The 14643-nt window shown below is 63.1% G+C and carries 12 protein-coding genes; 8 read left to right on the top strand and 4 right to left on the bottom strand.

Annotated features, from left to right (window positions below):
- Positions 1-89: 89 nt before the first annotated feature.
- Positions 90-2927: an excinuclease ABC subunit UvrA gene (gene uvrA / locus IG627_RS19465; protein WP_193194788.1), complete on the bottom strand. Its 2838-nt coding sequence runs from the start codon at positions 2925-2927 to the stop codon at positions 90-92.
- 519 nt (positions 2928-3446) lie between these two features.
- Here uvrA and IG627_RS19460 point away from each other — a divergent pair.
- The 4 genes from IG627_RS19460 to IG627_RS19445 all read left to right on the top strand — a co-directional run bounded on the left by IG627_RS19460 (position 3447) and on the right by IG627_RS19445 (position 7938).
- A complete protein-coding gene (locus IG627_RS19460) occupies positions 3447-4853 on the top strand; it encodes a mannose-1-phosphate guanylyltransferase/mannose-6-phosphate isomerase (RefSeq protein ID WP_193194786.1) in 1407 nt (468 codons plus the stop codon).
- 299 nt (positions 4854-5152) lie between these two features.
- Positions 5153-6328, top strand: a complete 1176-nt coding sequence (locus IG627_RS19455) for an MFS transporter (protein WP_193194784.1) — start codon at positions 5153-5155, stop codon at positions 6326-6328.
- Between the two features lie 143 nt (positions 6329-6471).
- Positions 6472-7077 (top strand): single-stranded DNA-binding protein, encoded by a 606-nt coding sequence (gene ssb, locus IG627_RS19450; RefSeq protein ID WP_193194782.1) that lies wholly within the window; start codon positions 6472-6474, stop codon positions 7075-7077.
- 15 nt (positions 7078-7092) lie between these two features.
- Positions 7093-7938: a sugar nucleotide-binding protein gene (locus IG627_RS19445; RefSeq protein ID WP_193194780.1), complete on the top strand. Its 846-nt coding sequence runs from the start codon at positions 7093-7095 to the stop codon at positions 7936-7938.
- Between the two features lie 73 nt (positions 7939-8011).
- Here IG627_RS19445 and fabB read toward each other — a convergent pair whose 3' ends face one another.
- Both fabB and fabA read right to left on the bottom strand, forming a co-directional pair.
- A complete protein-coding gene (fabB, locus tag IG627_RS19440) occupies positions 8012-9235 on the bottom strand; it encodes a beta-ketoacyl-ACP synthase I (protein WP_193194778.1) in 1224 nt (407 codons plus the stop codon).
- A 116-nt stretch (positions 9236-9351) separates the two neighbouring features.
- Positions 9352-9876, bottom strand: a complete 525-nt coding sequence (fabA, locus tag IG627_RS19435) for a 3-hydroxyacyl-[acyl-carrier-protein] dehydratase FabA (RefSeq protein WP_193194776.1) — start codon at positions 9874-9876, stop codon at positions 9352-9354.
- A gap of 291 nt (positions 9877-10167) precedes the next feature.
- Between fabA and galU the strand changes: the two genes are divergently transcribed.
- Positions 10168-11016, top strand: a complete 849-nt coding sequence (gene galU / locus IG627_RS19430) for a UTP--glucose-1-phosphate uridylyltransferase GalU (protein WP_193194775.1) — start codon at positions 10168-10170, stop codon at positions 11014-11016.
- Complete coding sequence (locus IG627_RS19425; protein WP_193194774.1) at positions 11017-12366, top strand: phosphohexomutase domain-containing protein; 1350 nt, start codon at positions 11017-11019, stop codon at positions 12364-12366.
- Between the two features lie 312 nt (positions 12367-12678).
- Here IG627_RS19425 and IG627_RS19420 read toward each other — a convergent pair whose 3' ends face one another.
- On the bottom strand, positions 12679-13641 hold the full coding sequence (locus IG627_RS19420; RefSeq protein ID WP_193194773.1) for a polyprenyl synthetase family protein: 963 nt from the start codon (positions 13639-13641) through the stop codon (positions 12679-12681).
- 235 nt (positions 13642-13876) lie between these two features.
- Between IG627_RS19420 and rplU the strand changes: the two genes are divergently transcribed.
- Both rplU and rpmA read left to right on the top strand, forming a co-directional pair.
- The gene (gene rplU / locus IG627_RS19415; protein ID WP_193194772.1) at positions 13877-14188 is read left to right on the top strand and encodes a 50S ribosomal protein L21; all 312 of its coding nucleotides are present in this window, start codon (positions 13877-13879) and stop codon (positions 14186-14188) included.
- Between the two features lie 18 nt (positions 14189-14206).
- A complete protein-coding gene (gene rpmA, locus IG627_RS19410) occupies positions 14207-14464 on the top strand; it encodes a 50S ribosomal protein L27 (protein WP_193194771.1) in 258 nt (85 codons plus the stop codon).
- The last annotated feature ends 179 nt before the right edge of the window (positions 14465-14643 follow it).

Below are 14643 nucleotides of genomic sequence, written 5' to 3'. Positions count from 1 at the left end.
TCACAGCCACCGGCCGATGGGAATTCGGCGCACAAAAAAGGGCGAGACCTGAATGGCCTCGCCCTTTTCAGGCCGGTGCTCTCCGGGGGTCAGCCGTGCGCGGCTTCCAGCATCGGCTTCAGGAAGCGTCCTGTATGGGATACCTCCATCTCGGCGACATCTTCCGGTGTGCCGGTGGCAATGATCTGCCCGCCGCCGGAACCGCCCTCCGGGCCCAGGTCCACTATCCAGTCCGCGGTCTTGATCACATCCAGGTTGTGCTCGATCACGACGATGGTGTTGCCGTGGTCGCGCAGCCGGTGCAGCACGTCCAACAGCAGCTGGATATCGGCGAAGTGCAGGCCGGTGGTGGGTTCGTCGAGAATGTACAGCGTCTGGCCGGTGTCGCGCTTGGACAGCTCGCGGGAGAGTTTCACCCGCTGCGCCTCGCCGCCGGATAGGGTGGTCGCCGCCTGGCCCAGTTTGATATAGGAGAGACCCACGTCCATCAGTGTCTGCAGTTTCTTGGCGATGGACGGCACCGGGTCGAAAAATTCCCGCGCATCCTCGACGGTCATTTCCAGCACTTCGTGGATATTCTTGCCCTTGTAGTGCACTTCCAGGGTTTCGCGGTTATAGCGCTTGCCCTTACAGGTGTCGCAGGGGACGTAGATATCCGGCAGGAAGTGCATTTCCACCTTGATCACGCCGTCGCCCTGGCAGGCCTCGCAGCGTCCACCCTTGACGTTGAAACTGAAGCGTCCGGGCTTGTAGCCGCGGGAGCGGGCCTCCTGGGTGCCGGCAAACAACTCGCGGATCGGGGTGAAGATACCGGTGTAGGTGGCGGGATTGGAGCGCGGCGTGCGCCCGATCGGGCTCTGATCGATGTCGACGCATTTGTCGAAATGTTCCAGCCCATGCACCGCCTTGTGCGGCGAAGCTTTTAAGGTGGTGGCCTTGTTCAAAGCCGTGGCGGCGAGCGGGTAGAGAGTGGTGTTGATCAGCGTGGACTTGCCGGAGCCGGAAACGCCGGTCACACAGGTGAAGAGGCCCACCGGAATTTCCAGGTCGACGTTTTTCAGGTTATTGCCGCTGGCGCCCTCGATACGCAGCAGGTAGTCCGGGTCGGCGACATAGCGCTCTTCGGGTACGGCTATCTGCTTCACGCCGGACAGATACTGGCCGGTAAGTGAGCGCTCGCAAGCCGCAATTTCGTCGTGGCTGCCGGCTGCGACCACCTCGCCGCCGTGCACGCCGGCACCGGGGCCTATATCGACGATAAAGTCGGCGCTGCGGATGGCGTCCTCGTCGTGCTCGACCACGATCACCGTGTTGCCGATATCGCGCAGGTGGGTGAGGGTATTCAGCAGCCGTTCGTTGTCGCGCTGGTGCAGGCCGATGGAGGGTTCATCGAGTATGTACATGACGCCCACAAGACCGGCGCCTATCTGGCTCGCCAGGCGGATGCGCTGGGCCTCGCCGCCGGAGAGGGTCTCGGCGCTGCGGTTCAGGGTCAGGTAGTTCAGGCCCACGTCGACCAGGAAGCGGAAGCGGTCGCGCAGCTCTTTCAGTATCTTGTCGGCTATCTCCTTCTGCGCGCCCTGGAACTGCAGCTGGTGGGCGAAATACTCAAAGGCATCCCCCACTGGCAGTTCGGTGATCTGGGCCAGCGTGCGGTCGTCGACGAATACGTGGCGCGCCTCGCGGCGCAGTCGGGTGCCGCTGCAGTCGGGGCACTTCTGCGTGCTCAGGTATTTGGCCAGCTCCTCGCGCACCGACTGGGATTCGGTATCGCGGTAGCGGCGCTGGAAGTTGGGGATGATGCCTTCGAAGGTGTGGCGGCGCACTGTGACATCGCCGCGGTCGTTCACATAACTGAAGTCGATCGGCGTGTCGCCGCTGCCGTGCAGTATGGCTTCGCGATATTTCTTTGCGAGTTTCTTCCACGGCCTGTCCAGGTCGAAGCCGAAGTGCTCGGCCAGCGAGTCGAGCATATGGTAGTAATAGATATTGCGCCTGTCCCAGCCGCGGATGGCGCCCTCGGAGATGCTGCTGTCCGGATCAAGGATGACTTTCTCTTCGTCGAAAAACTGTTTCACGCCCAGGCCGTCGCAGCTGGGGCAGGCGCCGGCGGGGTTGTTGAAGGAGAAGAGTCGCGGCTCCAGCTCGTCCAGTGAGTAGTCACACACCGGGCAGGCGTGGCGGGCGGAGAAGAGGCGGTCGTCCTGCTTGCCCTCCATAAAGCTGATCGAGGCGATGCCATCGGTCAGGTTGAGCGCCGTCTCGAAGGATTCCGCCAGGCGCAGCTGCAGGTCGTCGCGCACCTTGAAGCGGTCCACCACCACTTCAATGCTGTGCTTCTTGCGCTTGTCCAGTTTGGGCGCGTCGTCCAGGTCGCACACCAGGCCGTCGATGCGCGCGCGTACGAAGCCGTCGCGGCGCAGCTGTTCGAACACGTGCAGGTGTTCGCCCTTACGATCGCGCACCACCGGCGCCAGCAGCATCAACTTGGTGCCCTCGGGCAGGGCCAGCACCTGGTCCACCATCTGGCTGACTGTCTGTGCCTGCAGCGGTTCATGGTGATCCGGGCAGCGCGGCTCGCCGACGCGGGCGAACAGCAGGCGCAGGTAATCGTAGATCTCGGTGATGGTGCCGACGGTGGAGCGGGGGTTGTGGGAGGTGGATTTCTGCTCGATGGAGATGGCCGGCGACAGGCCCTCCACCGTGTCCACGTCCGGCTTCTCCATCATCGACAGGAACTGGCGCGCATAGGTGGAAAGCGATTCCACATAGCGGCGCTGGCCCTCCGCGTAGAGGGTGTCGAAGGCGAGCGACGACTTGCCGGAGCCGGACAGGCCGGTGATCACGATCAGCTTGTCGCGGGGAATATCCAGGTCGATATTCTTCAGGTTGTGGGTGCGCGCACCCCTTACGTAAATCGTGTCCACGCTCTACCTTTTATTTGCCACTAAGGTTGGCCCTGGCGGCCCTGCTGCCGGTGGCTATTCGCGAGACAAGCTGTGTATACACCCCTGTACGCTCTCCACGGCCATCCTCGGCCGTGAAAGGTCTCGCGAATAGCCACCGGCAGCAGGGCCTTCGCATCTAGATTGCAGATCGGACCGGAAAAACAGCCAAGTATAATCCAGAGTGCCCTATCCCATACAAAACCATAGAATTAGAGCGCCCCAGATTGTTTACAGCAAGGCGCAGCTCGCCGGGAATGGTTATTCCATTTCCAAGGGCTGCAACGCAGCTGTGGACGATCTGGGGCGCTCCCTCCGGGCGAGCCGCTAAGCGGCCATCTGCTGCGTTGTATTCACTTGACATAGCGGGGTATGCCGGCGCGAATGCGTCGTCCATCTGACCGCTTAGCGGCTCGCTGATTTTATGGTTTTGTATGGGATAGGGCACTTTACTGTGCCAAAATTGCCCGTCTGCAAAAATGAACAACTGATCGAAATTTCATGATCCCCGTCATCCTCTGCGGCGGCACCGGCTCGCGCCTGTGGCCGCTTTCCCGCGAAGCCTACCCGAAACAGTTCCTGCCCCTGGCCGGCAGCGAGACGATGTTGCAGGCCACGGCGTTGCGCCTGGATGGTCTCGAAGGCGTACAGGCGCCGATACTGGTTTGCAACGAGGCGCACCGCTTCGCCGCCGCCGAGCAGCTGCAGGAGATTGGCCGCGCGGCCCAGTCGATACTGCTGGAGCCCTGTGCGCGCAACACGGCCCCGGCCATTGCCCTGGCCGCCCTGGCGGCACTGGAGAGTGGCGAGGACCCGCTGCTGGTGGTGTTGCCGGCGGACCACGCGGTCGCCGATGTGGCGGCCTTCCTGGCCGCGGTATCCGCCGCCGCCGAGCTGGCCGCGCAGGGCAATCTGGTGACCTTCGGCATAGTGCCGACCCGCGCCGAGACCGGCTACGGCTATATCCGCCGCGGGGAGAAGATGGACGAGGGCGCATGGAAGGTGGCGGAGTTCGTCGAGAAACCGGATGCCGCCACCGCCGAATCCTATCTGGCCGGCGGCGACCACTCCTGGAACAGCGGTATGTTCCTGTTCCGCGCCTCGCGCTATATCGAGGAGTTGGGCCAACACCGGCCGGATATCCTCGATGCCTGCCGCGCAGCCCATGCCGGCGCGGCCCGCGATCTGGATTTCACCCGGGTGAACGCCGAGGCCTTTGCCGCCTGCGCCGACGAGTCGGTGGATTATGCGGTGATGGAGAAAACCGAATCCGCCGCGGTGGTGCCGATGGATGCCGGCTGGAGTGACGTGGGCTCCTGGTCGGCCCTGTGGGAGCTGGCCGACAGGGATGCCGACGACAACCTGCTGCACGGTGACGTGCTGGCGGAGGATAGCGCCGGCTGTCTGGTGCGTGGCGACAATCGCCTGGTCGGTTTGCTGGGTGTGCGCGACCTGGTGGTGGTGGATACCGATGACGCGGTGCTGATTGCGGACAAGGCGCGGGTGCAGGGGGTCAAGAAGCTGGTGCAGCGCCTGAAGCGCTCCGGGCGCAGCGAGGCCGAGCGCCACCGCAAGGTCTACCGCCCCTGGGGCTACTACGATTCCATCGACGCCGGGCCGCGGTTCCAGGTCAAACGCATAGTGGTCAAGCCGGGGCAGCAGTTGTCCCTGCAGATGCACCACCACCGCGCCGAGCACTGGATTGTGGTGCGCGGCACCGCCAAAGTGACCCGCGGTGAGGAGGAACTGCTGGTCACGGAAAACCAGTCCACCTATATCCCCCTGGGGGTGACCCACCGCCTGGAGAATCCCGGCACCATTCCGCTGGAGCTGATCGAGGTGCAGTCCGGCAGTTACCTGGGCGAGGACGATATAGTCCGCTTCGACGACGAATACGGGCGCTCGTAGGGGCGAACCTTGCGTTCGCGCGCAGCAAGGTCGACAGATAGACAAAGTAGATGCGAAGGTTCTGCTACCGGTGGCTGTGTGCGGGACCTCATGAGGCAGGGATGCCGGTTAGAGCGTACGGGGATGTATTCACAGCGTGTCCCGCACACAGCCACCGGTAGCGGGACCGCCACGGCAGTATCTGGAGAACAAAACCTTGTCGTCGCCACAAAACAGGACGAACTAGGTTCCGCCCCTACAGTCTCACCACTAGCCGCTGTTACAATGCGCGCCCTGTTTAAAGCTGTCCCTGGATCCCGATGAATGCCACCGAACGCCGCGCCCTCGCGGGCCTGGCTTCCCTTTATGTCTTCCGCATGCTCGGCCTGTTCATGGTGCTGCCGGTGTTGTCGGTGTACGGCGCCGACTACCGCGGCAGCACGCCGGCGCTGCTGGGGCTGGCGCTGGGCGCCTATGGCCTGAGCCAGGCGCTGTTGCAGATACCGCTGGGTATGCTGTCGGACCGCTGGGGGCGCAAGCCGGTGATCTATATGGGCCTGGCGATATTCGCCCTCGGCAGTCTCGTGGCGGCGGTTTCGGAATCCGTCTACGGGCTGATTGCCGGGCGCGTGCTGCAGGGTTGCGGTGCCATCGCCGCGGCCACCATGGCGCTGGTGGCGGACCTGACCCGTACCGAGAAGCGCGGCATCGCCATGGCCATTATCGGCGCAGCCATCGGTGTGGCCTTTATGCTGGCGGTAATGCTGGGGCCCCTGCTTGCAGGAATCGGCGGCCTGCCGGCCATCTTCTGGCTGACCATGGCGCTGGCGTTGCTGGGGATACTGCTGGTGTGGCGTCTGGTACCGACACCGCAGGCAGAGCGCAAGCCGGCGCTCTATCGTGGCGGCTTCCGCAGCCTGCTGCACGGTGGCGAGATCTGGCAGCTGGTCAGCGGGGTCTTCTTTTCCCACCTGTTGCTGACCGCGCTGTTTGTGCCCCTGCCTCTGGCGTTGGTGGACAAACTGGGACTGCCCGCTGACGAGCACTGGAAACTCTACGGCCCGCTGATGCTGGGCGCCTTCCTGGTGATGTTGCCGCTGATGCGCATCGCCGAGCGCAGCGGTCGGGTGCCACTGGCGATGGGGCTGGCCCTGCTCGGGCTTGGCACCGGCAGTGTCGCACTGCTGCCTGGCGGCAGTGGCACTGTGCTGGTGCTCCTGTTGACGATATTCTTTGTCGCCTTCAACCTGCTGGAGGCGCTGTTGCCGGCGCAGCTGACCCGCGCAGCGCCGGCGCAGGCCCGTGGCGCCGCGACCGGCATCTACGCCACACTGCAGTTTCTCGGCGCTTTCTTCGGCGGCAGTCTCGGGGGCTACCTGTTTGGCCTCGGCGGTGCCGCGGCGGTGGCGTCATTGGGCTTCGCGGTGCTGATTCTGTGGGCGCTGCTCTGGTGGCTGTTACGCCAGCGTGGATCGGTGCGGGGTAGCGCTTACTAACCGGCGGTGTCTGTTGTATGCTGCTGGATAAAAATACACTGGTCTGCTGCATCGCAGGTGCCGGGCAGTGTGCATGAATTCTGATATTTAACATTCGAACGTTTATTGCCTGGGGCGAGACCCGGGCGGAAGAGGAGAGGGCCATGGCCAGGGGTATCAACAAAGTCATTCTGATCGGCAACCTGGGGAACGACCCGGACACCAAATACATGCCCAGCGGCGGCGCGGTCACCAATGTCAGCCTGGCCACCAGCGAGAGCTGGAAGGACAAGCAGACCGGCCAGCAGCAGGAGCGCACCGAGTGGCACCGGGTGGTGTTCTTCAACCGCCTGGCGGAGATCGCCGGCGAGTACCTGCGCAAGGGCTCCAAGGTCTATATCGAAGGTTCCCTGCGCACCCGCAAGTGGCAGGACAAGAACAGCGGCCAGGACCGCTACACCACCGAGATAGTCGCCAGCGAGATGCAGATGCTCGACAGCCGTGGCGACCAGGGTGGCTTTGGTCAAGGTATGGGCGGCGGCCAGGGTGGTTACGACCAGGGCTTCCAGCAGAACCAGGGTGGCGGTTTCCAGCAGAGCGGTGGCTTCCAGCAGGGCGGCGGCCAGCAGGGTGGCGGACAGGCGGACCCCTATGCCCAGGGCCGCACAGCGCCCTCACCGATGGCGCCGTCCACCAATCAACCGAAGCCTGGCAACCAGGCGCCCGCCGGTGGTTTCGACAACAGCTTCGACGACGACATTCCCTTCTAAGGCGCCGTTCAACCAGTGCCAGAGCTTCACACCGGTTACAGGCCGGATTCGGTCGCGGTCATCGGCGCCGGCAACGAAATCGACAGCGCGCTGCAGAAACGCCTGCAGCGCGCCGGTTTTCGCGTGCAGTTGCTGGCCGCCGATGAACTGGAACAGCTGCGTCCCCGCTCCATCGTGATCAACGCGTCCGCCTGCGCCGGCAGCCTGGGCATGCCCACCGCGCAGCAGGTGTGTGAGGCGCTGGCCCGGAAGCATTGCAGCTTCCTGCTGCACCTGTCCTCCTACCAGGTGTTTCCCGGTGCCGCGCGCAAGCGCTACGACGAGGACGAGGCCCCGGCGCCCGCTACCGAGCCCGGCCGCCAGTGGCTGGACTGCGAACAGGCGCTGGCCGGGCACGACAAGCTGACGGTACTGCGCTTCGGCTGGATGGTGGATCGCAATGACGACGCCCTGCTGGGGCGCATACTGCGCGGGCTGGTGGCGCGTCAGCCGATTGCGCTGGACGAGCAGAGCCGCGGCAGCCCGGTGACGGTAATGGATATGGCCCGGGTCACAGTGGCGGTGGCCCAGCAGCTGGCCAGCGGTGCTCCGCCTTCCGGTGTCTACCACTATGGCGCCGCCGACAGCTGCACCGCGATGGAATTTGCCCGCGAGGTGGTGGAGCGGGCCCAGTCCTTCTACGACGAGGAATTTTCCCCCGAACTGAACGCATTGCCGGCCGAAGAGGAGGTGCACAGTGTGGTGCTGGCCTGCGGCAAGCTGCGCGATGTATTCGGCATCCAGCAGCGCAGCTGGCGCCAGGGCCTGACCCGACAGGTGGAGTTGTGGCTGGAAAGGCTGGAGGCGGGGGCCCCGGGATAAGCCGGGCAGGTTGACGATCAATAAAAAAGGGCGATCCGAGGATCGCCCTTTTTTGTCTGTCGCTGTTTACTGATCAGGCTTTGTCGAAGATCAGGCAGGCATTGGTGCCGCCGAAGCCGAAACTGTTGGACATGGCCCGCTTGACCTGCTGCTCTCGCACTTCGGTCACCAGGTCCATGCCCTCGGCTGCTTCGTCCTTGGTGTCCACATTGGCTGAAGCGGCGATAAAGTCGTTCTGCATCATCAGCAGGCAGTAGATGGCCTCCTGCACGCCGGCGGCGCCCAGGGAGTGACCGGTCAGGGACTTGGTGGAGGCGAATGCCGGCACCTGGTCGCCGAACACTTCACGCATGGCCTTCAGTTCCGCCACATCGCCCACCGGGGTGGAAGTGCCGTGGGTATTGATATAGTCGATTTTGCCTTCCAGGCCCTTTCCGTCCATGCCCGCCAGTGCCTGCTGCATGCAGCGCACCGCACCCTCGCCGCTGGGGGCGACCATGTCGTAGCCATCGGAGGTGGCGCCGTAGCCGGTCAGCTCTGCGTAGATGGTCGCGCCGCGGGCTTTGGCGTGTTCCATTTCCTCCAGCACCAGGCAGCCGCCGCCGCCGGCGATCACGAAGCCGTCGCGGTCCGCGTCGTAAGGGCGTGAGGCGCGGGTGGGCTCCTCGTTGTACTTGGTGGACAGGGCGCCCATGGCGTCGAACAGGTGAGTCAGGCTCCAGGCCAGTTCCTCGCCGCCGCCGGCGAAGACGATATCCTGCTTGCCCAGCTGAATCTGTTCGGCGCCGTTGCCGATACAGTGCGCGCTGGTGGCGCAGGCGGAGGAGATGCTGTAGTTGACGCCCTTGATCTTGAAGGGTGTGGCCAAGCAGGCGGATACGGTGCTACCCATTACCTGTGGCACACGGTAGGCGCCGACGCGGCGCACGCCCTTCTCCTTGAGGGTCTGCGCGGCTTCGATGATCTCGCGGGTAGAGGTGCCGCCGGAGCCCATCACTATGCCGGTGCGCGGATTGGAGATGTCCTTCTCCTCCAGGCCGGACATGGCGATGGCTTCTTTCATGGCGATATACGCATAGGCGGCGGAGTCGCCCATAAAGCGCAATACCTTGCGGTCGATATGCTCCTTGAAGTCGATATCCACCGGGCAGGCCACCTGGCTGCGCAGGCCCAGCTCGCGGTACTCCTCCATAGAGCGAATGCCGCTGCGGCCCGCCTTCAAAGAGGCCGTTACCTCATCGGTATTGGTGCCGATGCAGGATGTGATACCCATTCCGGTAATAGCAACCCGGCGCATAGTGATCTCCAGTAAAGCTTTACGACAGTGTACTTAGTTATTCTGATCGGGACATGGTCCGGTGCGGACGACTTTATAAGGGCCGGGCCGCACCGTAGCTTCAGGGCCGGTACGGCTCAGAAGTTGTCGGTGCGGGTGAACAGGCCCACACGCAGGTCCTTGGCCGTATAGATCTCGCGGCCGTCTACGGACACGCTGCCGTCACCGATGCCCATAACCAGTTTGCGCTCCACCAGGCGGCTCATCTGGATATGATAGGTGACCTTCTTGGCGGTCGGCAGTATCTGGCCGGTGAACTTCACCTCACCGCAGCCGAGGGCGCGGCCGCGGCCGGGGTTTCCCTTCCAGGCCAGGAAGTAGCCGAGCAGCTGCCACATGGCGTCCAGGCCCAGGCAGCCGGGCATCACCGGGTCGCCGGGGAAGTGGCAGTCGAAAAACCACAGGTCCGGGTGGATATCCAGCTCGGCGATCAGCTCGCCCTTGCCGTAGGCGCCGCCATCTTTGGAGACCTGGGTGATGCGATCGAGCATCAGCATATTGGGTGCGGGCAGCTGCGCGTTGCCCGGGCCAAACATCTCACCGCGTGAGCAGGCCAGGAGATCTTCTTTGCTGTAGCTGCTTTTTTGAACAAAGTTACTCATTTTGTCCCCGTTGTTGGGTGTTCACGCCATTAAGAGTGGGCGTTTTTGCAAGAGCGGGCATTCTAAGGTCTGAGGATAGCTTGTCCAGTCAGTCAGAGGCCTAATTGTGACCGGCACGCAAATTGCTGACTCAAACTTGCAACATCTGCCCAAGGGTGGTGGTCATTAGGTGACAGGACTTTCCTGTAATCCCGCGTGAGTGATTCGGTTAACGAAATTGTGGTAAGTTGCCGCATCTGGCGCCTCCGGGGGAGAGAGCCGCGCTGTTGAAAAGATTTATTGGGGACAAGAATGCTTAAAAAATGTCTATTCCCGGTGGCCGGTTACGGCACCCGGTTCCTGCCGGCCACCAAGGCCATGCCGAAAGAGATGCTGCCGCTGGTGAACAAGCCGCTGGTGCAGTACGGCGTCGAGGAGGCCATAGAGGCCGGTCTGACCGAGATCGGCTTTGTGACCGGGCGCGGCAAGCGGGCCATCGAGGACCACTTCGACACCAATTTCGAGCTGGAACACCAGATCGCCGGTACCGGCAAGGAGCGCTACCTGGACTGTGTGCGCAAGGTAATCGACAGCGCCAGCTTCTCCTATACCCGCCAGGGCGAGATGCGCGGCCTCGGTGACGCCATTCTGCAGGGGCGGCGCCTGGTGGGCGACGAGCCCTTCGCCGTGGTACTGGCGGATGACCTGTGTCTGAACGACGATCTCGGTGTGCTCGGGCAGATGGTGCAGCTGTACAAGCAGTTCCGTTGCAGCATCGTCGCCGTCGAGGAGGTGCCCAGGGAACAGATCCACAAGTTCGGCGTTATCGCCGGCAACGAGATAAAGCCGGGTCTGTACCAGGTCACCGATATGGTGGAGAAGCCGGCCGCCGAAGAGGCGCCCAGCAATATGGCCATCATCGGCCGCTATATCCTCACCCCGGACATCTTCGACCTGATCCGCGAGACGCCGCCGGGCAAGAATGGCGAAGTGCAGATCACCGATGCCCTGCTGGCCCAGGCCCAGCGCGGCTGCGTATTGGCCTATGCGTTCAAGGGGCGCCGCTTCGATTGCGGTTCCGTGGACGGCTTTATCGAGGCCACCAACCATGTTTACGAGAATGTCTACCTGCCCGAGCAGGCCGCCCTGGAGAAGAAGTAAGTGACCGAGCTGACCTGTTTCAAGGCCTACGACCTGCGCGGCCGCGTCCCCGATGAGCTGAACACCGATATCGCCTACCGCGTCGGTCGCGCCTTCGCCCAGTTCCTGGGCGCCAAGCGCGTGGTGGTCGGCCACGATATCCGCCTGACCAGCGGCGAGCTGACCGACGCCCTGGCCAACGGCCTGCGCGACGCCGGTGCCGATGTGTTCCATATCGGCGAGTGCGGTACCGAAGAAGTCTATTTCGCCACTTTCCACGGCGATTTCGATGGTGGTATCTGCGTAACGGCCAGCCACAACCCGATGGACTACAACGGCATGAAGTTTGTGCGCGCCGGCAGCCGCCCGATCAGCGGTGATACCGGCCTTCTCGATATCAGGCGTCTGGCGGAGGAGAACGATTTCGCCCCGGCGGAAAAGCGCGGCGAGCTGAGCCGCTATGAGCACCGCGCCGATTTCGTACAGCACCTGCTGGGCTATGTGGATGTGTCTGCTCTGAAGCCGCTGAAACTGGTGGTCAACGCCGGCAATGGCGGTGCCGGCAGCGTCGTGGATGCGCTGGCGCCGCATCTGCCGTTCGAGTTTGTGCGCGTCCACCACCAGGCGGATGGCAATTTCCCCAACGGTATCCCCAACCCGATTCTGCCGGAAAACCGCAGTGCCACCGCCGAGGCGGTGCGCGAAAGCGGCGCCGACTTCGGTATCGCCTGGGACGGTGACTTCGACCGCTGCTTCTTCTTCGACGAGAGGGGCGATTTTATCGAGGGCTACTATGTCGTCGGCCTGCTGGCGGAGGCCTTCCTGCTCAAGAACGAAGGCGCGAAGGTCGTACACGATCCGCGCCTGACCTGGAATACCGAAGATATCGTCCGCGCCGCCGGCGGCGAGCCGGTGCAGAGCAAGACCGGCCACGCCTTTATCAAGGAGCGTATGCGCGCAGAGGATGCGGTCTATGGCGGCGAGATGAGCGCGCACCACTATTTCCGCGACTTTGCCTACTGCGACAGCGGCATGATCCCCTGGCTGCTGGTCGCGGAGCTGGTCAGCTGCAGTGGCAAGCCCCTGTCACAGCTGGTGGGCGAGCGCATGGCCGCCTTTCCCTGTTCCGGCGAGATCAACTCCAAGGTCGAGGATCCTGCGGCGTTGCTGAAGGCGGCGGAGGAAAAGTACGGCCCGGACGCGGAAAGTGTCGAGCGTGTAGACGGCCTCAGCGTGGCCTTCGCCGATTGGCGCTTCAACCTGCGCATGTCCAACACCGAGCCGGTGGTGCGCCTGAATGTCGAGTCCCGCGGGGGTGAGGCGTTGATGAAGGAGAAGACCGAGGAGTTGCTCGGACTGATCCGCGGTTGATCTTGTTTTCGTGGCCAGCTGTGGGGGCGAACCCTGTGTTCGCCCATAGGTGCTCGAATAGAACGCCGGAACCGATGCGAAGGCGATGATGCCGGTGGGGGTTTGCCAGACCTTATGAGGCATGGATGCCGATTAGAGCGTACATGGACGTATTCACCGCGTGTCTGGCAAACCCCCACCGGCATCATCGCCGCCACCGAATCGGCTACAAAGCGCAGCCCAAACAGCCAGGGCGAACATAAGCTTCGTTCCGGCCGCTCCACGCATTCGCGGCGCCTTCGGCCCCTACAAGTCAATTTGGGGGCGTTTCCCTTACACCGTTCTTTCTACGGCAAAAGTCGCCAACTGCTGCAGTGCCGTCTTCTGCTCCCCCGCCGGCAGAAACGCCAGCTGGTCCTTCGCCTCATTCACCGCCGCCCGCGCCCGCTCCATGGTGTACTCCAGCGCCCCGCAGGTCTCGATGGCCTCGACAATCTCGGTCAGCTTGTCGGCGCTGCGCTGCTCAATAGCCTCGCGCACCAGTGTCGCCTGCGTCTCCGTGCCATTGGCCATGGTATAGATCAGCGGCAGGGTAGGCTTGCCTTCCGCCAGGTCGTCGCCGACATTCTTGCCCAGTTCTTCAGGGTTGCCGCGGTAGTCGAGGGCATCGTCCACCAGTTGGAAGGCCAGTCCCAGATGGCGGCCGTAGAGCTTGAGGGACTGGCGCTGCTCGTCGGAGCAGTTGGCCAGCACTGCCGCGGTCTCGCAAGCGGCCTCGAACAGGGCGCCGGTCTTCTTGTGGATCACGGTGAAATAGTTGTCCTCACTGACCTCCGGGTCGCCGGCGTTCACCAATTGCTGAACCTCGCCCTCGGCGATGGTATTGGTGGTCTCGGAGAGGATGGCCATGATGTCCATGTCCCGCAGGGCCACCATCATCTGGAAGGCGCGGGAGTAGAGGAAGTCGCCCACCAGCACCGCCGGGGCATTGCCCCACTTGGCGTTGGCGGTCAGGCGGCCGCGGCGCCGGTCGGAGGTGTCCACCACGTCGTCGTGCAGCAGGGTGGCGGTGTGGATAAACTCGATGATCGTCGCCAGATCGATATGGTCGCCGCCTTTGTAACCGGCCGCGCGGGCACACAGCAGCACCAGCAGCGGGCGCAGGCGCTTGCCGCCGGCCTCGACCAGGTAGTGGCCGATGTTTTCCACCAGGGGGACGTCCGAGTGCAGTTGGTCGAGGATGCGCTGGTTGACCGCGGCGAAATCGTCGGCGGCGACCCGGTGAAAAGGCAACATGCATGGATTCCTTATACTGCTTTTGAAGGCCGTTTCCGGGAGTGTCCGGGCGGCGAAGGGGCGCTATTGTATCAATCCGGCGAATTGATTAGAATCTGCGCCCCGCATTGACTGGCCCACGGCTGCCGGCGGCGGCAAGTAGTTTTAAACACACGGCGCAAGCTCCCAAAATGCGGGGCAGTGACTGAATGGTCCCTTCCGCTGCTTCGTGTCGTCCATATCGGAGCATAGAAATATGTACGCTGTTATTGAAAGCGGTGGCAAGCAGCACCGCGTAGAAGAGGGCGAAGTGCTTCGCCTGGAGAAGCTGGAAGTCGCCACTGGCGAGTCCATCGATTTCGACAAGGTACTGATGGTCGTCGACGGCGACAAGATCAACATCGGTGCCCCGGTCGTAGACGGCGCTAAAGTGTCTGCCGAAGTGGTCAGCCACGGCCGCGGCGAGAAGGTGAAAATCATCAAGTTCCGCCGTCGCAAGCACTCCCTGAAGCGCCAGGGCCACCGTCAGTGGTATACCGAAGTCAAAATCACTGGCATCAAGGCATAAGCAGAGGAGTAACGACTCATGGCACACAAGAAAGCTGGCGGTAGTACGCGCAATGGGCGCGATTCCGAGAGTAAACGCCTGGGCGTGAAGCGCTTTGGCGGCCAGGCCGTTCTGGCAGGCAACATCATCGTGCGTCAGCGCGGCACCAAGTTCCACGCCGGCGTCAACGTTGGTATGGGCAAGGACCACACCCTGTTCGCCACTGCGGACGGCGTCGTGAAGTTCGAGGTGAAGGGCCCCAACAATCGCAAGTTCGTTTCCATCGAAACGGCTTAAGCGGCTGTCCAGCCCGATCCGAAAAGCCCCGCCCCGAGCGGGGCTTTTTCGTTTTGCTGGTGTGGGGTCTCATACTAAATGCGCCTATCAGCGGGCCGCTAAGCAGCCAGGTGCAAGGCGCATTTGCGCAGGCATAGCCGGCTACGTCAAGCAAATGCAACGCAGCAGATGGCTGCTTA

Origin of the sequence: Microbulbifer taiwanensis, assembly GCF_014904815.1 — a bacterium.
Classification (GTDB): domain Bacteria; phylum Pseudomonadota; class Gammaproteobacteria; order Pseudomonadales; family Cellvibrionaceae; genus Microbulbifer; species Microbulbifer taiwanensis.
This window is presented reverse-complemented; position numbering and strand designations above follow the sequence as displayed.